The organism is Bradyrhizobium sp. Rc2d (assembly GCF_900099855.1).
Lineage (GTDB): Bacteria > Pseudomonadota > Alphaproteobacteria > Rhizobiales > Xanthobacteraceae > Bradyrhizobium.
On record NZ_FNCU01000047.1, the window covers coordinates 25727 to 48498 of the forward strand.

Here is a 22772-nt window from a genome sequence, read left to right on the forward strand (position 1 = left end):
CAAGCCGCGACGGCGTTCATTGCCGATTCAGCGACTGAACGCGGCTTAGAAGTCTCTGCAGAAAAGAAACGTCGGTCTCGAGGTGTGATGTGGCTCGTGGCATTCCTCGCTACGGCATCATGCCGGGCCGTGAGCGGCAATAACGATTGTCTATCGACTCTATGGCGAGAGGTGATTTCCCTCGCCGGCATTGCAAGGTCACTCTCCAAGAGCATGGTCCAATCAATCTCGGGATCAGGCACCGCGATGGCGCTCCGCCAGCTACGAGTGTTGATTGAACGATACAAATGGCCTGAAAGAGAAAGACGCTGATGTCCCAAGAAGCGTACGACATTGTCATTGTTGGCGCGGGCGCGGCCGGCTGCGTTGTTGCAAGTTATCTCGCCGTACACACCGATGCTTCGATCGCGCTGATCGAAGCGGGCGAAACGGATCGCGATCCATTCATCCACATTCCTGCCGGCTTCGCCAAAATACTGGCCCAAGATCGGCATGTCTGGAAATACGAGACGATTCCCCAGCACGGCACCAAGCGAGCATATCGCTCAGGCAAGGTGCTCGGCGGCGGCTCGTCCATCAACGCGATGGCCTACGTCCGTGGTCAGATACGCGACTACGTCGCGTGGCAGGACGCGGTCGGCGACACCGGCAAATGGTCGTATGAAGATCTGCTTCCCGTCTTCATGGCGCAGGAACACAACGACACCTTCCACGACGAATATCACGGTATCAATGGTGGTCTGGCGGTTCAGTTGCCCAAAGGCATCAACGAGCTGAACCAATATTGCCTCAAGGCCTTCCAGGAATATGGGATTCCCTACAATCCCGACTACAACGGCAAGACACAGATCGGCGTCTCACCGGTGCAATCTACGGTCGGAAATCAGCGGCGGTGCAGCGCGGTCGATGCGTATCTGCGTCCGCACCTCGCCTCGCGCCGCGTCACCCTTCTCACCGGCAAGACCGTTGTTCGCATCCTCATCGAGAACAAGCGGGCCGTTGGCGTCGAGTTCATGGACAAGGGCCTGAAGAGGATCGCAGCCGGCGAGGTTGTGCTGTCGGCCGGCAGCGTCCATAGCCCGAAGATCCTCATGCACTCGGGCGTCGGGCCCGCCGAGCAGCTTCGCGAGCATGGCATCGCGGTGATCGTCGACTCTCCCGAGGTGGGCGAAAATCTCCAGGACCACCCGATGGCACCGGTCCGTGCCTATGTGAAGGGCGATCTTGGCTATCAGGCCGCCGCGCACGGCCTCGGTAGCGTGAAGGCGGGCCTGCGCTATTTTGTGACGAAGGATGGTCCGGCGGCAGGCAACGGCATCGAGACGGTTTCCCACTGGAATCCGTCTGACTTTACCGCCGAACCCACGATCCAATGCTATCACGCTCCGATTATCGCGAACCAGGAACTCAGCCCGACGGGTGACCGCTCCGGCATCACCTTCGAGCTCGTAGTGCTTCAGCCCAAGAGCCGTGGCTGGGTGCGGTTGGCCGACAGCGACCCGACGTCGATGCCCCTCATCAACCCGAATTTCATCGGCGAGGAGGAAGACTTGAGGGCCGTGGTGGAATCGGTGCGCGCGATTCGCAAGGTTATGGCGCAGGAATCGTTGGCGCCGGTAATCGAGGAAGAGATGGAGCCCGGGCCGGGCATCCAGTCGGACACCGAGATCGGCGCATGGGTGAAGCGCGCCGTGACGACGATGTGGCACCCCGTAGGCACATGCCGGATGGGCCAGGATCCGCGAGCGGTCGTTGACGCGAGGCTTAGGGTCCGCGGAGTCGACGGCCTTCGGGTGATTGACGCCTCGATCATGCCGAACATCACCAGCGGCAACACCAACGCCCCGACCCAGGCGCTCGCGCGTCACGCCACGGCGATGGTGGTCGAGGATCTGAAGCGGACCTAGGGAGCTCTGGCGCAAGTCGACTCGCCCGACGTAGATAGTCATCGAATGCCGAACTGACCATGTCGCATCAACGTCAAAGGCCAGAGTTCTTGCGAACGTGCAGAAACTACTTGTTCAGAGCCATCCCCCGCGAACATCAAAACTGTATCAACTCTGAAGGAGGGGATCAAAATGAGTATAGAGGCCGCGAGAAAACGCCGCCAGGCACCACTCGACACACCGAGCAATCTCGGCTCCAATGCCACCAAGGATATTTCGGCCGCCCTCACCGTGCTTCTGGCAGACGTGTTCGCGCTTTACGTCAAGACCAAAAACTTCCATTGGCACATTTCAGGTCCGCATTTCCGGGATTATCACCTCCTTCTTGATGAGCAGGCCGCGCAGATTTTCACGATGACCGACGACATCGCGGAAAGAGCCCGCAAGGTCGGCGGCAGCACGATCCGCTCGATCGGCCACATCGCCAGAGTGAAGCATATCGAGGACAATGATGCCGATTTCGTCACGCCGGAGGACATGCTGGCCGAGCTGAAAGAAGACAACTTGGCGCTCACCCAGCGCATGCGGCAGACACGCAATGTCTGCGACGAGCATGGCGATGTTGCCACAGCGAGCCTGATTGAAAATTGGATCGACGAGGCGGAACGTCGCACATGGTTCCTGTTCGAGGTGACCAGGAGAGCTTAATCCAGAGCGCACGGCCCCCGCGAGGTTCCGGGTGACAGCATGCGCTCAGCAAAGTCCCCCTCTTGGGCTTTGACGTCCGCCTCGTTCGCTTGGATTGGTATTTTGTTGGCGGCTGCGGAACGTTCTCTCTATCGACGCGGCCGTCCAGCACGATGCACAGCTCGAACGATTTGGGCCTACCACCTTTGCCGACTCCTTGTCCCGCTAGTTGGCCCGTTAATCTGCGATTGGCTCATGACGGGTCAAAGTGGCCAATGACCGCCACCGGAAGAAGCCCCTATCGTTCAGCTTGGGTATTGAAATGCAAGATGTTCGGAATACTGGATGCCGGAAATGACCATTGATCTGGCGATTGCCATGGCGCAGGCTGCAGAATACCTGAAGGCCTCCGGCCAAACTGAGAAGGCATTAGCCGCCGGACGACACTCGCCGGGCTTCTGTCTGCCCGACCAAGACGGCGTAAAGACGTCATCGGCATCGATACTGCGCCGCGGTCCGCTTCTTTTGATCTTTTACAGTGGCAATTGGAGCCCGGGTTGCAATCCCAGCTTAAGGGCGCTCGAAGAAGTCCGCCCGTTAATCGAGGCACGTGGAGCTTCGCTGGTCGCCATCTCGCCGCAGACAGTTGAGGAAAATGCAAGAACCCGAAGGACCGCGCAGGTAACGCTACCAATCTTGTGCGACAAAGGTAGCAAGATCGCGCTGCAGTTCGGCGTTCGTTGGCGCATTCCCGAGCTTCTCAAGAAATCGCATCTGAAGAGCGGAATCGATCTGCCAAGCCTTCACGGGGAGGATAGTTGGACGCTTCCGATGCCGGCACGGTTCGTTATCGATCAAAGCGGGGTCATTGCCTACTCGGAAGTCGATCCGGATCAAACTCACCGGTCGAACCCATCGGATATTCTTCCGGTCCTGGATCGCCTCTGGAACGCACGCGGTGCGTAGTCGACGCGACCAAGCTCCGTGACGAGCAACTTGCGAGGCACTCGAAGAGTACAGAGGCCCGGCCGAGAAGCGCGCGTGGTTTCTGAGCGAGGCGGCTCCGCCGCGCTGACAATCGACGGATACGCTAAGCCGAAAGTCCAAAACACGATGCCGCGAGTCCGAAGTTGCAGCGTGTGCGCTAGGACTCACGGCCGTTCGGATCCAGAGTGAGCGCTGGTCTAGGCGGACGTTTGCCGACGCGCGGGCACGGACAATGCGATCAGCGCACGCATTTCGACCGCCCTCAGAGAATGGAGTGGATGCCTGACTTGAGCGATACAAATGCATTGCAGGGACTCCCAGGCGCGTTGAGGCCGGCGGCCGAGGCGTCAGCGACCTCCCGCGAAACGGAATTCGATGTCGACCTATTCGTGATCGGGGGCGGTTCAGGAGGCGTCCGCGCTGCGCGCGTGGCGTCCGGACATGGCGCGAAAGTGATGCTCGCCGAGGAGTACCGGCTCGGAGGGACGTGTGTCATCCGCGGCTGCGTGCCGAAGAAGCTGTTTGTCTACGCGAGCCGTTTCCGCGACACGTTCGACGAGGCTGCGGAATTCGGCTGGCGCTTGTCGATCCCGCATTTCGACTGGCCGTCATTGGTCGCCGCGAAGGACCGCGAGATCACACGCCTGGAAGAGCTCTACGCCGCCGGTCAAGAAAGTGCAGGCGTCGAGGTCTTGAGGTCTCGCGCTGTGCTCGAAGATGCGCATACGGTGCGGCTCCTCAAAAACGGCCGACGCGTGCGGGCGCGCACGATCCTGATTGCAACAGGCGCACGGCCCGAACTGCCTCCCTTCGACGGCATCGAGCTCGGCATCACCTCGGATGACATCTTTGACTTGAAGACATTCCCGAAAAAGCTTGTCATAGGCGGCGCCGGATACATCGCGATGGAGTTCGCTGGCCTGTTTGCCGCACTCGGAAGCGACGTTACAGTCGTCTGCCGCGGAAGCAATGTGCTCCGCGGCTTTGACGAGGACGTGCGCCAGGCGGTCGCCGGATCCTACACGAACCGTGGCATTAAGCTGATGGTTGGCGACAGCATCCGCCGCCTTGAACGACGGGACGGGCACGTCGGCGGTGGCGACCATGCAGGAAGGATCCACGTTACGACCGAACAGGGCGGGAGGCTCGTGGCCGACCAAGTGCTGCTCGCCTTTGGCCGCACCCCGAACACGACCTCGCTCGGGCTCGACTGCGCCGGGGTCAAGACTGGGGTAGACGGCGCAATCGTTTCCGACGCGAACTCCCGCACGAATATCCCAAGCATCTACGCCGTGGGTGACGTGTCGAACCAGTTCAACCTAACGCCTGTCGCGATTCGCGAAGCCCACGCGTTCGCCGACAGCGTGTTCGGCAAGAAAGCTTGGCACGTCGACTATTCCAATGTACCGACCGCGGTCTTCTCCAGCCCGGAGATCGGCACCGTTGGCCTGACGGAGCTGGAAGCCAGAGCGCAATACCCCGCCGTCGACGTCTATAAGGCCCGCTTCCGCCCGCTGAAGGCGGCCGTGACGGGCGATTGCGAGGCCTCACTTCTGAAGGTTATTGTGGATTGCGAGTCTGACCGAATCCTCGGGATCCATATCTTCGCTCAAGAGGCCAGCGAGATGATCCAGGTGCTCGCCATAGCCGTCGGCAGCGGAGCCACCATGAAAGACTTGACGTCGGTAATGGCCGTACACCCGACAATCGGCGAGGAGATCGTCGCGATGCAGACGCCGACGGTGCGTTACGACCGGCGCGACGCCTCGACACAACTCCTCCCAAGTGCCGCCGTTTGACGCGAACGGCGCTGCTCAGAAGGGCCCGTTCGGAAGGCCGCGGGCCGTCGACCCGTTCACTAGATGCTGTAGGCTTCAAGCTGCCGGGAATGAAATCGATAACGTCACGCCACTTCCGAAGCGGCGAGAGCGCCGCCAGCGTTGCGCCGGCCGCCTGAACCAACCGCTCGTCAACCCGGCGCGTGCTGCCCTTGCGTGCGAGCAGTCCGAAATCCTGAAGGTGAGCGCGATGATCCGCTTCTATTTCCACCCGACGCCCAATCCAGCCAAGGTCGCCCTGTTCTTGGAGGAGTCCGGGCTAACGTATGAGCTGGTGCCGGTCGACACGAGCAAGGACGAGCAACACCAGCCCTCATTTCGCGCCGTCAATCCCAACGGCAAGGTGCCCGCCATCGTCGACACCGATGGTCCGAGCGGCAAAGAAGTGCGGGTTTTCGACTCCAGCGCCATTCTGCTGTATCTCGCCGAGAAAACAGGCCGATTCCTCGGGCAGCCTTCCTACCGGGGTGAGCTCTTGTCGTGGCTTTTCTTCCTCGGAACAGGCCTCGGGCCCTTCTCCGGACAGGCCGTGCATTTCCAGTTTGCGGCCCCCGACGGCCTCGACTACGCCGTCAACAGATATCGCCGCGAAGCGGAGCGCCACTATGCCGTACTCGACAGTCAACTCGCCGGCCGCGACTACATCGTCGGGTCTGACTATACGATCGTGGACATGTCCGCCTGGGGTTGTATCGATCGCGCGTCCCGTGTGATGAAGGGCACACTCGATCCCCTGGCGCCGTTCCCAAACGTCAAGCGGTGGTTCACCGCGATCGACGGGCGCCCCGCGGTAGCGAGGGCGCGCACGGTCGGAAAGGATCACGGGTTCAAGAAGGTGAACGACGAGGAAGCAAAGCGTGCGCTCTTCCCGTCGAACTACCCCGCGAGGCGGCGATGACCCGGGGGCTCGTTATCGCTCACCTAGAGCTGCGGAGAAACTCGTCGACCTCTTGCTTGAGGGGGAGGCCGCAATGGTCGGGGACGTGCAGGACTTGCCTGCCCGCATTGACGACTGGTTGCTATCCGAGGAGCGCTATGTCGCGGTTCTCGCGCCGACACACCGGCTCGTCAACCGTCCCTCGATCGGCATCGACGACCTCCGCGATACGGTCTTGCTGAAACGTGCCGGATGCGACGTCGCGCCGAAGATCCAACGGTCTTATTTCCCCGACGAACCGCCCCGCCTGGGCCACTGTAGCGGTCACCACTTGCACCTGCAGCAGATGGCCACGGCTGGCTTCGACGTAGTGCTCGCCCCCGAGCACATGCCGCACCTTCCGACGCTCAAGACCATTCCGCTCGAAGGCGACCCGGTTTCGCGAGAGGTGCGGCTGCTGGCTGTGCAGGGGCGCCGCTATTCGCCGGCGCTGGACGCTTTCGTCAAAGTCGCGCGGCTTCGCGACTGGTCGGTCGACGTCCCCCGCCGGGACATGCCGCACGCAACGCTCCAGCAGATGATGGCGAGCGTGCCCGCATGATCACGACACGCAGGCCGCAGGCCAACCGCTTCCAACGCTCTACTCCGATCGATTCTCGAATGAACGATTTAACTCTAACGCCTCAGTTGAGGAGACTTGTCATGCTAACGGATGAACACTCCTTCCGGCTGGAGAATAGTAAAGGCTGCGCGAGTGACCAACTGCCGTTGCAGGCGTCGGCGGAATTCCTGCGCAGCTTCAACCAAGCCCACGAGGCCATCGATGCTATGGCGGCAGTGGTCGCGGACGCGCAGGCCGGCCTAAACTGGATGCGCGTGGAACCGCTAGCTCTGGAAGAAGTCCGGGAGGTGCTCGACAGCATCGTTTATAGCGGTAAGCGAGCAGCTGAAATCGTGCTTCGACTAGGGCTGCGAAAGAAGTACCTAAACCGGATGGAGTTACTGATCATTGAGCTGATAGCCGCGAGTGACCGAAGTAGCCGTTGGGTTTCAATCAGCTTCCAAATCTGACTCTCATCGGCTCTGACGCAAACCTTGTGCAGCTCCACTCTATTCTGCGCCTGCTGTCTGACGAGCTTGATGCGGGTGATCTGAGCTTCAGTTTGTCCGTTGGACCAGAGCAAGGTGATCGCCGCCCGAACCGCTGCTTCATCATTCGTAATTTAGCGAGCGAATAAGGCAACTAGATTGGCGCGATGCCTCCTAACAAAAGACTTGAAATGAAGAAGCAGATCGCGAAGCAACTAATGCTGTCGCTCGAGACGCGCGACGTCGGGAGCGCGCGCGCGCGCGAGAGAGAGAGAGAGAGAGAGAGAGAGAAGTATCTTGAGTATGTCGGGAGTACCCGTCTCGATAGAAGCGGGCCAATAGAAGATGACGACGAGCACGCGCAAGCGGAGCTCGCAAGCGACCTGTCCGAACCCTTCGAGGAAACGGTTCTTCACTCGCACTCCGACAGGATCGAGAAGCTCTTGACGACGGACTTCGGACCAAAGAGCAAGATCGAATCGAGCGCAGTGCTGAAGGTAGGTGGACGGTTCTTCGTTATTGCCGTGTCGACAGCAACTTTGTCTGCGACGGCAACGAGATCATGGGCGTCTTAACCCAGGAAAGATCTATGCTGAGTTGCATGGCAAGCGCGCCGGTGACGCGATCACGTTCAACGGACGGGAGCACGTGTCCGAGGAGGTCGCCTGACGGCTGCGACACCAACTGTTGAAAGCTAGCCCTCGGCATAACGCGTGGCGACCGCCGCGACTCTGTGTGGTTCCGCCCAGGAATGAAGCGGATGACGTATGTGCCGTCCGGGCGCTGTTTCCGAGCCTTTCCGACGTCGATGCCGGACACTGAAGCATCCTCGCCTCCTGCGGCTAAAGTTCACTCCGCTCTTGAACTGGCGGTCAACGCTCGATACCGCGCTAGCCTCTCTATGGCGCTGAGCGAGTGGAATGGAAACAATAGCGACCGGGCATTTCTAATGGTCGGCATGTCAGCATAGCCTTTGCGTCTAACCGGGCCAACCCGTGGCGGTTGTAAGGGTGCTTGGCAGCATAGAGCGGCGTGATCGCCGTCTTGGGTGGCTGCGCTCGCCGTCGCGAGGACCCGTTTGAGCAACGAAGCACGTAGGAGTTATTGATGTCGTTCCGCTTTATCACTAAGCCTATCCACGCCTACCTGATCGATTATCCTGTCGCGATCGTCTTGATGGCAGCGCCGTTCGCGCTGAAGCTCGGTCAGAGCGACCCGGTCGCAATGTGGCTTTCGGTTGTTGTCGGCATCGCTGCGCTACTTTTGGCCGCTCTGACCGACCATCCCACCGGGCTCGTCCGCATCATTCCGTACTGGCTGCACCTTTGGGTCGATCGCGCTGTCGGGGTGGTGTTTGCCATCGCACCGTTTGCCTTCAAATTCGCTGAGCTCGACGCCCGCTACTACTGGGTCCTCGCCGCCGCTGTCCTGCTCACGACGTCGGTCTTTAACGCGCCCGAGGAGCCAGTCGCGACTCGTTCGGGATTGGAGAGGCGCACAGCGGGCTGAAGGCGGCGCCAGCGTCGTCGAGGGTGGAGACGCTGGCAATTTCGTCGCGACTCGGGGAGAGCCAGCGATTCTGCCCTCCTCGCGAATTATCGTTGTCTTGTGGATCGTGGCGATCGTCTCGGCTCCTCTAGGCGGAAGACCATATCCCGGCGCAGCTCGGGCATTCCTCCGGGAAAAGAATGACACGCAATCATCGGGTCTTTTCGCGCTTGTCCGCGCAGTACCCCGAACGGACGATGAACTGAACCACTTTGCGCTCGGCTTGGTGCCGGCGGACTGGCTGATGACCAGTGAATGGCACCAACGCCACGGGCGTGTCCTCCCTTGACCACCCGGGGCTCAAAGCGAGCTGCGGGCTTTTTTCGGGAACGATCGGATAAAGGTGGAAAGCAACCCTCGCCAAGAAGAGCTATACGGCGAGCTTGAAAAGGCAAACGCCTTCGACGAGGGTCTTCAAACAATGCGCAAAGGCCGCGAGCAATATAGGGCGCCGACGACAGGGCTTGTTTCGCCGCGACTCAGCCCGGTTGTGTTGGATCATTTCGAGGCCGGTGGCCCCAATTGGCAAAGCAGAATCGACGAAGCGCTTTGAAGATCGTTGAGCGAAAGCCTGGATAGCCAACCAGTAGCCCTAATAGCAGCCTTTGACGCTTACCGATCAAGCATGGCGTTCACGTAAGGCGCCACGTACCTGTCGATGTGCTCACTCTGCCAGGTGAGCTGCTCCTCGAGTGTCGGAAATGAGGGGCTAAAGGAGACGATTAACGACCTTGAACGGGCGCCCCTCTTCGACGTCAACCAGCTCCCACGCATCATTTCGATGAGCCGATCGCTCCTGAGTCGAAAAAGGTAGTTGGTGACGCCTACACGATGCGCTCCGAGAAGCTGAGCAAGCACCTGGTGCGTCAGGAGGGATCTCGTCTCCGGCCTTATTCTTCTGTACATCCTGCGCATCCGCAAATTGGCGATGTCCTTACCTCTCTTACCTCAGTCCGGCATCCGGTCGGCGACGCGGCGCAAGACAAATCGATTGTAGGAGCGGCGCCATGATCAAGATGGTCAAGGTCGGCACCTTGGCACGCGCAACTTCGATTGCTCCAAGGGAGGCAACGGGAAGCCCTGCAGGTTTCGGCCGGAGGCATTCCTCGCTACGGCACTCACGGGGCGCGGCGGCAATAACGATCGTCTATCGACTCTATGGCGGGACGTGATTTCCCTCGCCAGCGTTGGAAGGTCATTCTCGTCGGTGGTGGATAGTCATTTTCAACACGAACAGGAGCTACCATGAAGGTTCAAATCCGCAGCCTCGCGATTGCGCTCGCAATTGCTGTTCCTCTCGCGCTGGCCGCCACGGCTAAGTCGTCTGCTGCGCAGATCAATGGCACGTCGATCAAGGCGGCGACACCAGCCGTGACGACGGACGTGCGCTATCAGGTGCGGCGGGGTCATCCCCACCCTTCGTACTGGGGCTATCCCGCCTATAGTTCGTACTGGGGCTATTCCGCCGATAATTCGTATTGGGACTATCCAACCTATGATTCATATTATGGAGCAGACGGCTACGGATATTACACGTCAGGTTGCTTGCCCGCACCGCGCGTCGGCGCTTATGCGACAGCGCCCTGGACCGACACGCCGACTTGTTCGCCGTACTGATAAAATCCTCTGCGCTCCCGAAGGTTGGCGCGTGCGTGTAATAAGTCGGCGCCGACCTCCGGGGGATCCGCGATCAGATCACCGCCTTCGACGACATCCAACGGATTGACGATCATAATAGAGCGATCCGACTATTGCTATTCCGGCTTCTCTTGCGGCCGGTGGTGACCACGGCTGGCGGCGATTGCGGCTAGTCGTTACGCCAAGGCTTGGCGGCGTGCGGCTTCCTTGAGCCGCCGCTTGCGTGATGGAAGTGGCCATGGAGCAAATGAGGATACATGCTCAAATGAACAAGCCTGCAGAGCGCCAGCCGGTCGATTCATGGAATGTCGCATGGGCAATCTAGCGAACTGGCTTTACCTTATCGGGTCGCTCTGCTTTGTTCTCGGTACAGTGATCAACATGCTTCCGATTTGAGGGAAGACCAACGTGTATTTGAGAGATTTTAGCGTTCGTCGGTCATGCGCACGTTGCTCTTGGGTCATTCTCGCCTGCCAATTGATGTCCGCTTTTACCCTGAAGCAGCCTGATTGTTGCGCGCACGCGAAATGACGCGAAGGGACAAAAACCCAAAACTCAAATCAGCCCCAATGTACGGCCGGTAGACGCGCTAAGTGTCCTGATTGGTGACTTCGGTCCGCCCCCGCGACCTCGCAGGGGTGCCCGGTGAAGAGTAGCGTCACCTTGCTGATGGACCGATAGCAGCTGCCGCGCGAGGTGCGGCATCCCCATCACTGGTGGGAAAGGCCCGGGTGGTCAATTGTAAACTTTGGTATGGTCGTCTCAGACAAATGCAGCGCACAAATCGACCTTCGTGCAATGGCCTGGCCGATCTTTCCTGACTACGCTTGGATAACGACGGTACAGTCGTCTGAAACTGCCATACGGGAAGCGCCAAAAAAGCAAGGAACGAGTGATGGGCTGGATGTTCGACAACGTCGAACGTTTGATTGTCCGGCTTCAGAAGCCGGCCAACCACTGTGAGCCGCTGATCTCGGACGATGCGGCGAAGGCCTTGCGCGACACGCTTCGACCCGGTGACGTCCTGCTGGTCGAAGGCAAAGGTCGCATTTCCGGCGGCATCAAATATCTCACTCAATCGACATGGTCGCATTCGGCGTTGTACATCGGGCCGATAGCGGCCGCCACAACCGGCGGCGATCCGCACGTCCTGATTGAAGCCAATGTCGACGAAGGTGTCGTGTCGGCGCCTCTGTCGAAATATTTGCATTGTCAAACCCGCATCTGCCGGCCAGTTGGCCTGAGCGACGCGGACTGCGAACAGGTCTGCCGCTACGCATTCGATCGCATCGGTCTCGGATACGATTTCAAGAACATCATCGACCTCATGCGCCATCTATTCCCGTGTCCGCTGACGCAGCGTTGGCGTCGCCGAGCCATCGCGCTCGGCTCCGGCGATGCGAACCGCATCATCTGTTCCTCGCTGATTGCGCAGGCATTCGAGGCCGTGCGCTACCCGGTCCTGCCCAAGATTACGTACATCGAGAATCAGTCCACGCGGGGCGAAGTCGCCGCGATCCGACACTCATCACTCTATGCGCCGCGCGACTTCGATTTATCGCCATACTTCATGGTGGTGAAGCCTACGCTCTCGCGCAATTTCAACTATAAGGACATGCAGTGGGCCGATCTTCTCCAGGTTCACGCCGAGCAAGCCATACCTGCGCCGGAGATAGAACGCGCGATCGCGGCAGTGGCATAGCCCGAATTTCCGGTGAGGTGAGGCCAGACATTGAATGAGAAACCAGTTGTGCTGACGTCCGTTTAGGGGTCCACAAACGGAGGTCGAGGCAAGCGCGGCCCGGCATCCGGTTTACCGCTGACAGCCGACATGACAATGGCTTGAGCGCTGTTCGGCCTAGGGTCGATTCCGTTGAAAAAACCGACAGTATTTCGTTGTAATGGCTTCGTCGCGACGTGGCCGAACTGCTCTCGGTCCCTATGCGAGCCTCGGGGTGGGCATCGGGATCAGCTTGGCCATCTTTCGAAGGTTCTGGGCGGTGGGTGCGAGGATGAACTCGTCGCGCGCGCCGTTTGGGCCTAGTAAACGTAAATGGTCGAGCTTGAGAATGCGCTTGAGATGTGCGAACAGCATCTCGATCCTCTTGCGGAGCCGGCGCAAGGTGCGTTCTTCCACGACCTTGCGATCTGGCGGGCCATGTCGCGAGCGTCCTCATGGATTGAGCGCAGTACTCTCCGTGAAGGCTGCTTGGGGCAACAGCGGGACTTCAATGCGCTTCGATCGCAATCGCGCTTGCTAGCGACAGAAAGTATCGTGGTGCCGTCGTTCACCCCCGCTTCGGTCGTGGTAAGAACCTTGCCAGCGGGACAGCGGTAGATGTCATCTGCATGGTCATAGGTTCTCGCGCGAGAAGATCCCGTCTGTGTGGACCGACTTGTCGAACACTGTGACGTGTGGCTCGATGCCGCGCGCGTAAACCAACCAGCCGAGCATTTCGGCCGAGCCATAGCCGCTGTCGTCGAGGAGCCAGCTTGGATAGAGATCGAAAAGTTCGAGCGAGCGCTCAATCATGCACTCGGCGGCCAACACCTTCGCCTGCCGAATTGCCGTAGTCGCCTTGACATCGACGATGATCGCGTTCTCGATGTCGACCAGATAGTTCGTCGAGCAGGGGAAAGGCTTGGCCGCCGTGCGCCCCCGTCCAGCGCGTTGTCGCATCGGAGGGTGACACGAACTTCGGGGTGATCTCGGTCGCGGCTCCAAAAGCGGCGTCATCAAGCACAGCCAGATACTCATCAATTGCGCTGCCGGAGGCGTCCGGTCGAAGTTCCTTGGCGCCTTTGATTCCCTTCTGCCGAATGGCATCGGCCTTGATCAGGCTCGCGTCAACTGCGAACCCTTCACCACCGACCTGTCGTTCCTCGATGCAGCGGCACAAGACGCTCTCGAACACGCGACGGAACAGGTCGCTCTCCGGAAACGGCCATGCCTGTTCTTGGAGAATGTCGAGTGATCCGGCACCGCCCCATCCAGACCGAGCCGGCAAAACCACCGGTAAGCCAAATTGAGGTGGACCTCATTCCACGTTCTGAAGCTACGGTTTGCGGGGTGATTAGGGAAAACATCACGGGCCGAACTGCAACAACTATTGTCGGACTGTTCATTGTTTTGCTGTCGCTTCGAACAGCCGGATACGGTGGTGAAGCGGTGCGGCGGACAGAGTGTGAGTCAACTCCCTTTGAACGATAAGGCATTTTCGACCTTCTTACCCACGATTTGAGCGACGGCCGGAAATGGGTTCGTCCAAGGGGCCCATTTTTTCGAAATCGGCAGTCGTTCAACACAACGAAGCCCGTTTGAAAGACGTGCGAGGCGGCGTGGTCCTAGCCCGAGAAGGTAGTTGCAGCATCCTGGGTAAGGGCAATTTGCGCGAGCGCATAGAAACGTCTCTTGGTTGCGCGATCATCGATGACGAACTTTCCCGGAGTGCTCAAAGCGCGAACTGATCGAGCTGATCCATCTGGACGCTTGTGCTCTGCTGCTGCATCCCAGCGAAGACCGCGCTTTCGCAGCTTCCCGCGAACAACGAGGCGGCGAGGGCAAGGGCATTAGGACCTACGGCATATTTCTGATCTTGCGGCAGGTAGGCGAGTTGGCCGATCCGCGTGAGAGTCAGCGTCAAACGAGAGACCGTCGATCGAGGAAGACCGCAGCGGTTGGCGATTGCCCGGTTGCCGAGGCGCCTACTTCGACCTTCGAAGCAGCGCAAGATGTCGAATGCGCGCGATACGACTTGTATCACCTCTTTGCTTTGCGTAATGGCCGAAAGCCCCTCTTGTAACTTCAGTGTCTCAGATCGACGTCCCATCGGGATCGCATCCTGTACATGGTCGCCAGTTCGCACGGCAGCTCAAAACGGGCAGGCGTGAGGAAAAGATCGCTGCCGGCGACGATTCGATGCGCAAGTCCTCAGTGTAACCGAATCGGACCTCAACGATATTGGGATGCGCCTTCGCCGCGTGAGCAAAGTGTTCTTCGAACGCGCGGTCGCGGGCCCACATGCGTGCGTGTACCAAGCCTGCGCAACGTTGCGGCGACGGCGCCCTTTTTCATGACGGAAGCGCCTCTACGCTTGAGGGATGATTTGACGATGCGGTACTTGGTGACGAATCGATGTTGTCAGGTTCGTCGTGGAAGGTGTCGTTGCGTTCCTCCGCCATGCAGACGGGAAGCAGGATCTTCTTGCTGACGCGCTCGGGCTGCCTGGGCCGACCGTGATGCATCTACTGCAGGGTCTTCGATCCGCTGGACTGATCGCGTCGGGCGGACGTGGCGTAAGTGCGACTGCGATGAGCAAGAACGACGCTATTGCATAGGGTTGGCTCGGGGCACGCCAGCCGCCCAGAAGGCGACGTGATCTGATCGGACGTGATCTGATCGAGGGGCTTCGCGGAACGACGCCGGGTCCGGACGATGTGACCGAGATCACCGCGGCTTCGCTTCTGCTCGCGACAGCATGGCCTTGAAGGTGATTTCAATGAGCTGTTCAGGAAAGGCCAGTCGTGTCACACCGATCAGGTTGCTGGCACACTGAGGTCGTTCCGTGCCGTAGGCCTCTTTGCGTACCGTGCCCGCGGCGGCGAACGCGGCGTCGACATCGAGGACATAGAGCGTCTCCTCGACGACGTTGTCCAGCGTTGCCCCGAAGCGCGCCAAAAGCTTGACGGCATTGGCGTACGTTGCCCGCATCTGCTGTTCTATCATCGAGAAGTCCGCCGGCTTGCCGGATTCATCGAGAGAAGCGGGCGCGATCAGGTTCCCCTTCTCGTCATGGCTGAGCTGGCCGGAGACATGTATCGTGTCACCAACCTTAATCGCCTGTGGGTATCCGTAGGCATCTTCCCACGGCACACCGAAATAGGCGGCCTCTTTACCATTCACTGCGGCTGCGTTCGGCATGTCTTCTCCTGTTCCGACAACGTCGGCGATGCGATATTCATGATCGTAGCCGTTGTTAACGAGCCGCGAAACTTCCTCACGAGATTAACTACTTCGAATTTCATCTGAAATTCCTAGCGTCTCCTAGGGGACGCTACGCCGGCGACATCTCACTGGGAAGTATCCGACTGTTATCGTTTCCATTCCCACGCGTCCACAGCGGCGACGAGGTGTCGACGGTGTACGTACAGACGCCTGCTGCTCTGGTCTCTAGCCAGCGAAGACCGTGGCCGCCTCTCCGCGACGCACCTAGAAAATCGGCCACTCGGAATTTCGTGTGGAATGCCGATGCGGCTGAACCGCTCCTTCATGCGGTATCTGACGGCTACATGCGAGGCACTTCCCGGTTCAAGGCCCCTGGCCCGCTACTTCCTTCGATAGACAAGCGCCCTCCCCGCCGGCCAAAGTTGCAGCGGGATATCGAAGTCAACGACGTTGGCGGTCAGCACGGCAAGGCCCGGTTTCTGGGCCTGTACAAACAGCACACGGTCTTGCAAAGTACTGAGTCCGCGGTCGCCAGCATAGCCGTTGTAGACGGCAGATCATGCCCGACAAACGATCCGCCCATAGCGCGCGTTCGCCGAAATGGCACGTCCGGCGGCGGACTTCAGCGTTCAAACCCTGTGCAGATCGGTAGGGTTGAGCCCTCGATGTTCATGGCGAAATTCACCGCCACGTTTGGCGAATCGCCGATGTCCGTACGTAGAAGTTACGCCATGCGCTTCCACTTCATCACAAAATCGATCCACGCCTATCGCGAAGAGCCCCTTCATGCGCGGCCCAGTCTCCCGAGTACGGCGCGCTCCTCGAACTGCAGACTGACGGGACCCTGCCGCGCACCACGGTTTTAGGCGACGATACCCATGACTATGGAATGCATGTCCAAAGGGAATTTTCAATTTCGTCGGCCACGTCCGATGCTGAGGTGCGCTGGGCGGGCCGAGGACATGCTTTCTATCCGAGCCGTCGAGGCGTTCTCGGCGTTGTCGCCGGACGAGCGCTGGCTCCTGGTGTCTTGACGGGCCCGCTCGGGGTACTCGCGCTTTGACCCGGCGACGACATCAACGATTATATTACGCGGCCACGCCACCTCTGATCCCGATCTCAAAAAAGGAGTTCAACAATGAAGGACGCGGAAACTATCGGCGCGTTTATCGCAGTACTCATGCTTGCATGCGCAGCCGCTGGCCCGGGCCATGCTCAGGACGCCGAGCACGGCAAGGCTGTTTTCAAGGGTTGTGCGACATGCCATACGACGGACCATGCCAATCGTGTCGGGCCAGGTCTGAAGGAGGTTGTCGGCAGGAAAGCGGGTACGGTTCCAGGCTTCCGCTATAGTAACGCCATGAGGAATTCCGGAATCGTCTGGGACACGAAGACCCTCGAAGCGTATCTGGAATCACCGCAGACGGTCGTCCCGGGAAACAGTATGCCTTACGCGGGGCTGAAGGATGCGACGGATCGGACGGACCTCGTTGCTTATCTTGCTACGTTGAAGTAGCGGCTCATTGAGCGAAGCATCAGCAAGACGCCATCCGCCAGCAATTATAGGAAATGGCGGATAGGTGTGCTGATCAGTTCAACAGCCCGGCGTTTGAGATGGGACCTTCACAACCATTTGCCATCGGTGCCATGCAGCGAGGTCGCGGTGATACCCCACTTATCATGTGCGAGAGGCTTGTCCTGAGCAAACCTTTCGCGTGTTAAAGCCATAAATAATCATCCACACAGAGCCGTCCTGGACCGCGTTTTTGTTCGAGGCGGTGCGCCCGCGATAGCTCATCTCGACGCTAGTTAGCGTGGTGAACGAGGCGATCGACGGCGCGGCGAGCGTCATGACGGGGTCCGGGCCCGTTCTAGCCCTCTCAACGAACAGCACCTCGCCTACTACAGCGAGGTTCATCGCCTGGCATTCAGCGACAGCACAGGTGAAACCATCCCTGCCCTTCAGGCAAGCGACGATTCCGATATCGTGTTCGGCGAGTATCGATGGACTGTTGAAGTGTGGATTTGGAACGGCACTCGACCGTAACTGTTGACGGTCGAATGAAATGCCATGATGATCACAGCATTACCGCTCGTGACCGAAGCGGACCAACACCGCAGGACACGGCAGCTCCTCAAATTTTGGATATTCGCTGAGTTTAAGAGACAATGCCTTTAGACGCTCACGGCAGCTTTCCGTCAGCAATCCACTGTTTGAGAAGTTGAACGTTCTTGTCGGGCCAAGCTGCGTCGCAAGGCATCAGGCCGTTCTCGACCTTGTCCAGGATCGTGTCCGCCCATTTCTTTACGTCGTCATACCTCCAGAGATCAAACTTTCCGAACATCGACTTTCTATCAAAATCGCGAAACAGAGAATAGATGTGATCCTTGTAAGAGACTGGCATTTTCATCACCATTGGCTCTGAATCAAGCGGGTTGCCCTGCATGGAATTCGGTAGCGGGAGTCAGTCTGGAAGTCCATTTCCTTGCTGCTATGGAAACTATACATGCCAGTTATTGGAAAACTTCCTGACGTGCTGCGACAACTCAGTACCTTTGTTGCAGATCTCATCGAGTAACGCCGAGGAAGCGACAAACTTCTACCCCGTTGGCGCAATTCTTAGCATTACGGCGGATATTCGCACACATCGGGATGCTATCGCTTGCGGGCAAACGCAAGCAGTCGGGCAGCCGGCGTGATCCATCGCGCGATTTGATCTGACCTTTGATCTTTCAATGCAGGCCGGATCGCGATTCCGGGTTTGGAGAGCGGCAAGACAATGATCCGACAGCTGACCAAAGCGGAACGTCAGTATGCGCTGTTGATCCTGCTCGCGATCGCGCTGTGCGGACTGATACTGGGCATCGCAGGCAAAGACGATCCGCTCGGCGTTCACGGAGCGCTCATCGGGGTTGCGTCGCTTACCGGAATCTTCAAAGTCATATCGATCTATTACAATCCCGAACCCGGCGACGAACGCCTCGCCCATTATTACGACGATCCGACAAAACTCGGCATCATTCTCGCGATGATCTGGGTGGTGTTCGGCCTCTTTATCGGTGACTGGGTAGCGTGGCTGTTGGTGAAGCCCGACTTCACCTTTGATGCCGCCTGGGCAAGCTTCGGACGGCTGCGTCCTGTCCACACCACCAGCGTGATCTTCGGCTTCGGCGGCAACGCACTGATCGCCACATCTTTTTATGTGCTGCAGCGGACCTCGCGCGCGCGCCTGCCCGATCAGCTCAGCCCGTGGTTCGTGCTTCTTGGCTACAATCTGTTCTGCGTGCTCGCCGTCACCGGCTACATGATGGGTATCACCCAATCCAAGGAATACGCGGAGCCCGAGTGGTACGCGGACATCTGGCTGGTGGTGGTGTGGGTCGTATACTTCACCATCTACCTGCGCACGCTCGCGCGGCGTAAGGAACCGCACATCTATGTAGCCAACTGGTACTACATGGCCTTCATTCTGGTAGTGGCGATCCTGCACATCGTGAACAATCTCGCCGTCCCCGTCACCTTCGGCAGCGCCAAGAGCTACTCCCTGTTTTCCGGTGTGCAGGACGCGATGACCCAGTGGTGGTACGGCCACAACGCTGTCGCTTTCTTCCTGACCGCCGGCTTCCTCGGCATGATGTATTACTTTCTGCCGGTACGGGCCGGACGGCCGATCTATTCCTACCGGATGTCGATCATCAGCTTCTGGGGCATCACCTTTTTCTACATGTGGGCGGGCTCGCATCACTTGCACTACACGGCGTTGCCGCAATGGGTGCAGACTCTCGGCATGACGTTCTCGCTGATGCTGCTGATCCCCTCGTGGGCGTCCGCCGCCAACGCGCTGCTAACGCTGAACGGCGCATGGGACAAGGTGCGTGACGATGCGACGCTCCGCTTCATGATGGTGGCCGCGGTGTTCTACGGCATCACCACCTTCGAAGGATCGTTCCTCGCCATCCGCTCTGTTAACTCGCTCTCCCATTACACCGACTGGACCATCGGCCACGTCCATGCCGGCGCGCTCGGCTGGGTGGCGATGATCTCGTTCGGATCGATCTACGCTATCGTGCCGTGGCTCTGGAAATGCGAGCGCATGTATTCCCCGCGACTTGTCGAGGTGCATTTCTGGCTCGCGCTGGCTGGCGCTGTCGTTTACGTCTTCGCCATGTGGAATTCCGGCATCATCCAGGGGTTGATGTGGCGGACCTACAACGAAAGCGGCACACTCGCCTATTCCTTCGTCGACTCGCTGATTGCGATGCATCCCTACTACATCGCGCGCGCCATTGGAGGTCTGCTGTTCCTGATCGGCGGGATTGTCGGCGCCTACAACATCTGGATGACGATCAGAACCGGTGTCCGCGAGGCGCATGAATCCGCGACCGACCTGCCATCGCCGGTGCTCGGCGGCACGACCGTCCTTCAATCGGGAAAGTAAGCCGCATGTTCGGATTGCACTATCGGCTGGAACGCAAAGCCATCGGCCTCACGCTCGGCATCATTCTTGTGTCGAGCATCGGCGGTTTGGTGGAAATCGCGCCACTCTTCACCATCCACCAGACGGTAGAAGACGCGCCCGACATGCGTGTCTACACCCCGCTCGAACTGGCGGGCCGCAACATCTACATCCGCGAGGGCTGCTACGCCTGTCATTCGCAGATGATCCGCACCCTCCGCGATGAAGTCGAACGCTACGGGCCCTACTCGCTCGCCGTTGAATCGAAATACGACCATCCGATGTTGTGGGGCTCGAAGCGCACGGGACCGGACCTCGCGCGCATCGGCGGCAAGTATTCTGACGAATGGCACGTCGCTCACCTCAACAACCCGCGCGATGTGCTTTCCGTTTCCGTCATGCCTGCGTATTCGTGGCTGCTAAAAACGACGCTGCGCACCGATGACCTCGATGCACACTTGAAGGCCCAGCGCGTCGTCGGCGTGCCCTACACCGACGACATGATCGCGAATGCGAGCAAGGACGCCTACGGCCAGGCGGCGCCGGACACGCCATACGCCGAAGGCGTCACCCGACGCTACGGCAAGGCTACCAACGTCCGCGTGTTCGACGGCAAGCCCGGCGAGCTCACCGAGATGGACGCACTGGTCGCCTATCTCCAGGTGCTCGGCCACCTGACCGACGCGGCTCACAAATCCGTCGCAAACGTTGCGAGGTGATCATGGATCTCGAACACGATATGTTGGTATGGCTCTCGAAGTCGTTCGGATTGTTCTATCTGATCGCACTCTCGATTATCATCGTCATCTACGCCTATTGGCCATCGAACAAGAAGGCGTTCGATCACGCCGCGAAGTCGGTCCTGCATAATGAGGATGGGCCATGGCGGTAGAAGAACGCGACAACTACACCGGTTATCTTACCACCGGGCACGAATGGAACGGTATCAAGGAACTGAACACGCCCGTCCCGCGCGCGGTGTACGCTTTCCTATTGATCGCTTTTCTTTTTTCGGTGGGCTACTGGGTGTTGTTGCCCGCATGGCCACTCGGCGTCAGCTACACCAAAGGCCTGCTGGACCTCGACCAGCGTAATATCGTGCAGGATTCGCTGAAGCGCGCCGCTCTCGACCGCAGCGCATGGGTCAAGCAGATCGAGGCCAAAAGCTATCAGGAGATTCAGGCGGACCCGGCTCTGATGACGACCGTGCGCAAGACGGGCCGCACCCTGTTCGGCGACAATTGCTCGGTGTGCCACGGGATCAAAGCAAAGGGCGGCCATGGCTTCCCGAACCTGACCACCACCTCATGGCTGTGGGGCGGCGGTCCGGAAGCCATCGCGGAGACCATCCGCGTCGGCATCAACTCGCCGCATCTCGACAGCCGCACCTCGCAGATGCCGGCCTTCGGTCATGACCAGATCCTCCAGCGAGCCGATGTCGACAAGGTGGTGGCCTTCGTGCGCTCGCTCTCCGAGCCATCCACTGCGAAGACGGCAAAGCCCGGCGATGTGGACGCCGGCAAAGAGATCTTCGCTGCCAATTGCGCCGCATGTCATGGCGAGGACGCCAAGGGCAACAGCGACGTGGGCGCACCGAACTTGACCGATAAGTTCTGGATCTATGGTGGCGACGCGCAGACGATCACGACCACACTGTGGAACGGGCGGCAGGGCCACATGCCGTCATGGGAAGGGCGGCTGACGCCGCTCGATCGAAAGATCCTGACACTGTATCTGGTCGATCAGAGGATGCCAAACCAATGAGCGGCGTGGTCAAATCGCATGGCGGGTGGAAGACGAAGTCCATCGTCTGGCTGTCGGTCGGCTTCGGGCTGATGGTGCTCGCCGCCGCCAATGCGCAACTGCTTTACGTGGCCGTGTCCTCCCAGCCGGATTGCGTCGCTCACTTCCGGCACGGCGAAGGCAGCCGCACGACAAGCTTCAGCGCGGCGACCTCGTCGTGTTCATCGAAGCCGTCCTTGATAACCAAAAGGCAGGTGGAGTGATCGACATGACCATGATCCCGACAGTAATGCCTCCGCTTTCCACGAAAAACCGTTGGCATCGCGCGCTTGCTCCCGCCGATGCCTTCACATGGCTCGCGAACGGCTGGCGTGACCTGACCGCGCAGCCGATGACGAGCCTCTGCTACGGCCTGCTGATCTTTCTCGCGTCCATTGCGATTGTCGGTGGTCTCTTTCGCTTAGAATTGGATTACATCCTGTTTCCGGCGTTTGCCGGCTTCATGGTGGTAGCGCCCATCCTCGCACTTGGCCTGTATGAAAAAAGCCGCCGCCTCGCCGCCGGCCTGCGCGTCACCCTGGCGAACATGATTTTCGTCAAACCGCAGTGCGGCGGACAGATACTGTTCGCAGGAGTCCTGCTGTGCCTTTTGATGATCACATGGATGCGCGCGTCGGTGCTCATCTACGCCTTGTTCTTTGGCCTCGTGCCGTTTCCCGGTCTCGAGTACATCACGCTGATGATGTTCACTACGCCAGTCGGCTGGGCGATGCTCGTTGTCGGCAGTGCGATCGGTGGACTGTTCGCGGCGTTTTCGTTTGCCATCAGCGCCTTTTCGATTCCCATGATGTTCGACAGGCGCGTTGACGCCCTCACTGCCATGGGCTCGAGCATGGCGCTGGTCTGGAACAACCTGCCCGTGACGCTGACGTGGGGCGTCATTTTGCTTGGACTGTTCCTGGTCTCTCTCGTCACCGGAATGCTTGGCTTGATCATCGTGTTTCCGGTGCTCGGGCACGGCACGTGGCATGCCTATCGCGCGGTGGCGGACGAAACCGCAAGATAAAGAAACGCCGC

At 59.3% G+C, this 22772-nt stretch carries 22 protein-coding genes and 2 pseudogenes; 19 read left to right on the top strand and 5 right to left on the bottom strand.

Going from position 1 to position 22772, the window contains the following annotated elements; genetic code table 11:
- Nucleotides 1-311: 311 nt before the first annotated feature.
- The 12 genes from BLV07_RS36535 (at nt 312) to BLV07_RS36590 (ending at nt 12252) form a co-directional block, all read left to right on the top strand.
- Nucleotides 312-1907 (top strand): GMC family oxidoreductase, encoded by a 1596-nt coding sequence (locus tag BLV07_RS36535; RefSeq protein ID WP_091895625.1) that lies wholly within the window; start codon nt 312-314, stop codon nt 1905-1907.
- Between the two features lie 171 nt (nt 1908-2078).
- A complete protein-coding gene (locus BLV07_RS36540; RefSeq protein ID WP_091895627.1) occupies nt 2079-2594 on the top strand; it encodes a Dps family protein in 516 nt (171 codons plus the stop codon).
- 333 nt (nt 2595-2927) lie between these two features.
- Nucleotides 2928-3539, top strand: coding sequence for a peroxiredoxin-like family protein (locus BLV07_RS36545; RefSeq protein ID WP_176945997.1), 612 nt, complete (start codon nt 2928-2930; stop codon nt 3537-3539).
- Nucleotides 3540-3886: 347 nt separating this feature from the next.
- Nucleotides 3887-5359: a glutathione-disulfide reductase gene (gorA, locus tag BLV07_RS36550; RefSeq protein ID WP_244551329.1), complete on the top strand. Its 1473-nt coding sequence runs from the start codon at nt 3887-3889 to the stop codon at nt 5357-5359.
- Nucleotides 5360-5588: 229 nt separating this feature from the next.
- Entirely contained in the window at nt 5589-6296 is a 708-nt protein-coding gene (locus BLV07_RS36555; protein ID WP_091895631.1) for a glutathione S-transferase family protein, read from the top strand.
- Nucleotides 6297-6369: 73 nt separating this feature from the next.
- Nucleotides 6370-6876 (top strand): LysR family transcriptional regulator substrate-binding protein, encoded by a 507-nt coding sequence (locus BLV07_RS36560; protein WP_244551321.1) that lies wholly within the window; start codon nt 6370-6372, stop codon nt 6874-6876.
- A complete protein-coding gene (locus BLV07_RS36565) occupies nt 6873-7346 on the top strand; it encodes a hypothetical protein (RefSeq protein WP_143035602.1) in 474 nt (157 codons plus the stop codon). The genes BLV07_RS36560 and BLV07_RS36565 overlap by 4 nt, the downstream gene beginning before the upstream one ends.
- Before the next feature lie 209 nt (nt 7347-7555).
- A complete protein-coding gene (locus BLV07_RS36570) occupies nt 7556-7939 on the top strand; it encodes a hypothetical protein (RefSeq protein ID WP_244551322.1) in 384 nt (127 codons plus the stop codon).
- A 532-nt stretch (nt 7940-8471) separates the two neighbouring features.
- Nucleotides 8472-8873 carry an SPW repeat domain-containing protein gene (locus tag BLV07_RS36575; protein WP_091895635.1) on the top strand — a complete coding sequence of 134 codons (402 nt, stop codon included), beginning with the start codon at nt 8472-8474 and terminating at the stop codon, nt 8871-8873.
- A gap of 382 nt (nt 8874-9255) precedes the next feature.
- On the top strand, nt 9256-9465 hold the full coding sequence (locus BLV07_RS50465) for a BrnA antitoxin family protein (protein WP_143035603.1): 210 nt from the start codon (nt 9256-9258) through the stop codon (nt 9463-9465).
- Between the two features lie 692 nt (nt 9466-10157).
- Nucleotides 10158-10529 carry a hypothetical protein gene (locus BLV07_RS46845; RefSeq protein WP_143035604.1) on the top strand — a complete coding sequence of 124 codons (372 nt, stop codon included), beginning with the start codon at nt 10158-10160 and terminating at the stop codon, nt 10527-10529.
- A 916-nt stretch (nt 10530-11445) separates the two neighbouring features.
- Nucleotides 11446-12252 (top strand): YiiX/YebB-like N1pC/P60 family cysteine hydrolase, encoded by an 807-nt coding sequence (locus tag BLV07_RS36590; RefSeq protein WP_091895642.1) that lies wholly within the window; start codon nt 11446-11448, stop codon nt 12250-12252.
- Nucleotides 12253-12489: 237 nt separating this feature from the next.
- Here the strand turns inward: BLV07_RS36590 and BLV07_RS50170 are convergent.
- From BLV07_RS50170 to BLV07_RS36605, 3 genes and pseudogenes are all read right to left on the bottom strand, one after another.
- Nucleotides 12490-13602: pseudogene (locus tag BLV07_RS50170) on the bottom strand (transposase); the annotation flags it as partial.
- A 484-nt stretch (nt 13603-14086) separates the two neighbouring features.
- Nucleotides 14087-14380: pseudogene (locus BLV07_RS36600) on the bottom strand (helix-turn-helix domain-containing protein); the annotation flags it as partial.
- Nucleotides 14381-14997: 617 nt separating this feature from the next.
- Nucleotides 14998-15471: a Rid family hydrolase gene (locus BLV07_RS36605; protein ID WP_091895648.1), complete on the bottom strand. Its 474-nt coding sequence runs from the start codon at nt 15469-15471 to the stop codon at nt 14998-15000.
- A gap of 1162 nt (nt 15472-16633) precedes the next feature.
- Here BLV07_RS36605 and BLV07_RS36610 point away from each other — a divergent pair.
- Nucleotides 16634-17011 (top strand): c-type cytochrome, encoded by a 378-nt coding sequence (locus tag BLV07_RS36610; protein ID WP_091895651.1) that lies wholly within the window; start codon nt 16634-16636, stop codon nt 17009-17011.
- Nucleotides 17012-17173: 162 nt separating this feature from the next.
- On the opposite strand, the gene BLV07_RS47990 is transcribed toward BLV07_RS36610, so the two are convergent.
- Together BLV07_RS47990 and BLV07_RS36620 are read right to left on the bottom strand one after the other, a co-directional pair.
- Entirely contained in the window at nt 17174-17347 is a 174-nt protein-coding gene (locus BLV07_RS47990; RefSeq protein WP_176945998.1) for a hypothetical protein, read from the bottom strand.
- A gap of 331 nt (nt 17348-17678) precedes the next feature.
- Nucleotides 17679-17942, bottom strand: a complete 264-nt coding sequence (locus BLV07_RS36620) for a hypothetical protein (RefSeq protein ID WP_091895657.1) — start codon at nt 17940-17942, stop codon at nt 17679-17681.
- A gap of 333 nt (nt 17943-18275) precedes the next feature.
- On the opposite strand from BLV07_RS36620, the gene ccoN reads away from it, so the two are divergent.
- The 6 genes from ccoN to BLV07_RS36650 are packed head-to-tail and all read left to right on the top strand — an operon-like array spanning nt 18276 to nt 22761.
- Entirely contained in the window at nt 18276-19934 is a 1659-nt protein-coding gene (gene ccoN / locus BLV07_RS36625) for a cytochrome-c oxidase, cbb3-type subunit I (RefSeq protein ID WP_091895748.1), read from the top strand.
- Nucleotides 19935-19939: 5 nt separating this feature from the next.
- Nucleotides 19940-20671, top strand: a complete 732-nt coding sequence (gene ccoO / locus BLV07_RS36630) for a cytochrome-c oxidase, cbb3-type subunit II (protein ID WP_091895660.1) — start codon at nt 19940-19942, stop codon at nt 20669-20671.
- 2 nt (nt 20672-20673) lie between these two features.
- On the top strand, nt 20674-20844 hold the full coding sequence (locus tag BLV07_RS36635) for a cbb3-type cytochrome oxidase subunit 3 (protein ID WP_091895663.1): 171 nt from the start codon (nt 20674-20676) through the stop codon (nt 20842-20844).
- Nucleotides 20835-21716: a cytochrome-c oxidase, cbb3-type subunit III gene (gene ccoP, locus BLV07_RS36640; protein WP_091895666.1), complete on the top strand. Its 882-nt coding sequence runs from the start codon at nt 20835-20837 to the stop codon at nt 21714-21716. The genes BLV07_RS36635 and ccoP overlap by 10 nt, the downstream gene beginning before the upstream one ends.
- Complete coding sequence (locus BLV07_RS36645; RefSeq protein ID WP_091895669.1) at nt 21713-21958, top strand: hypothetical protein; 246 nt, start codon at nt 21713-21715, stop codon at nt 21956-21958. The genes ccoP and BLV07_RS36645 overlap by 4 nt, the downstream gene beginning before the upstream one ends.
- Before the next feature lie 5 nt (nt 21959-21963).
- Entirely contained in the window at nt 21964-22761 is a 798-nt protein-coding gene (locus tag BLV07_RS36650; protein WP_091895751.1) for a DUF2189 domain-containing protein, read from the top strand.
- Nucleotides 22762-22772: the final 11 nt, after the last annotated feature.

What these genes read in the sequence shown, in the direction of transcription:
- ccoP (WP_091895666.1), top strand. Translation starts at nt 20,835, where the DNA reads ATGGCGGTAGAAGAACGCGACAACTACACCGGTTATCTTACCACCGGG.
- BLV07_RS36535 (WP_091895625.1), top strand. Translation starts at nt 312, where the DNA reads ATGTCCCAAGAAGCGTACGACATTGTCATTGTTGGCGCGGGCGCGGCC.
- BLV07_RS36610 (WP_091895651.1), top strand. Translation starts at nt 16,634, where the DNA reads ATGAAGGACGCGGAAACTATCGGCGCGTTTATCGCAGTACTCATGCTT.
- BLV07_RS36620 (WP_091895657.1), bottom strand. Translation starts at nt 17,942, where the DNA reads ATGCAGGGCAACCCGCTTGATTCAGAGCCAATGGTGATGAAAATGCCA.
- BLV07_RS36545 (WP_176945997.1), top strand. Translation starts at nt 2,928, where the DNA reads ATGACCATTGATCTGGCGATTGCCATGGCGCAGGCTGCAGAATACCTG.
- BLV07_RS36575 (WP_091895635.1), top strand. Translation starts at nt 8,472, where the DNA reads ATGTCGTTCCGCTTTATCACTAAGCCTATCCACGCCTACCTGATCGAT.
- BLV07_RS36565 (WP_143035602.1), top strand. Translation starts at nt 6,873, where the DNA reads ATGATCACGACACGCAGGCCGCAGGCCAACCGCTTCCAACGCTCTACT.
- BLV07_RS36645 (WP_091895669.1), top strand. Translation starts at nt 21,713, where the DNA reads ATGAGCGGCGTGGTCAAATCGCATGGCGGGTGGAAGACGAAGTCCATC.
- BLV07_RS36570 (WP_244551322.1), top strand. Translation starts at nt 7,556, where the DNA reads ATGAAGAAGCAGATCGCGAAGCAACTAATGCTGTCGCTCGAGACGCGC.
- BLV07_RS36635 (WP_091895663.1), top strand. Translation starts at nt 20,674, where the DNA reads ATGGATCTCGAACACGATATGTTGGTATGGCTCTCGAAGTCGTTCGGA.
- ccoN (WP_091895748.1), top strand. Translation starts at nt 18,276, where the DNA reads ATGATCCGACAGCTGACCAAAGCGGAACGTCAGTATGCGCTGTTGATC.
- BLV07_RS36590 (WP_091895642.1), top strand. Translation starts at nt 11,446, where the DNA reads ATGGGCTGGATGTTCGACAACGTCGAACGTTTGATTGTCCGGCTTCAG.
- BLV07_RS36650 (WP_091895751.1), top strand. Translation starts at nt 21,964, where the DNA reads ATGACCATGATCCCGACAGTAATGCCTCCGCTTTCCACGAAAAACCGT.
- BLV07_RS36605 (WP_091895648.1), bottom strand. Translation starts at nt 15,471, where the DNA reads ATGCCGAACGCAGCCGCAGTGAATGGTAAAGAGGCCGCCTATTTCGGT.
- ccoO (WP_091895660.1), top strand. Translation starts at nt 19,940, where the DNA reads ATGTTCGGATTGCACTATCGGCTGGAACGCAAAGCCATCGGCCTCACG.
- BLV07_RS36555 (WP_091895631.1), top strand. Translation starts at nt 5,589, where the DNA reads ATGATCCGCTTCTATTTCCACCCGACGCCCAATCCAGCCAAGGTCGCC.
- BLV07_RS36540 (WP_091895627.1), top strand. Translation starts at nt 2,079, where the DNA reads ATGAGTATAGAGGCCGCGAGAAAACGCCGCCAGGCACCACTCGACACA.
- BLV07_RS36560 (WP_244551321.1), top strand. Translation starts at nt 6,370, where the DNA reads ATGGTCGGGGACGTGCAGGACTTGCCTGCCCGCATTGACGACTGGTTG.
- BLV07_RS46845 (WP_143035604.1), top strand. Translation starts at nt 10,158, where the DNA reads ATGAAGGTTCAAATCCGCAGCCTCGCGATTGCGCTCGCAATTGCTGTT.
- BLV07_RS47990 (WP_176945998.1), bottom strand. Translation starts at nt 17,347, where the DNA reads ATGACGCTCGCCGCGCCGTCGATCGCCTCGTTCACCACGCTAACTAGC.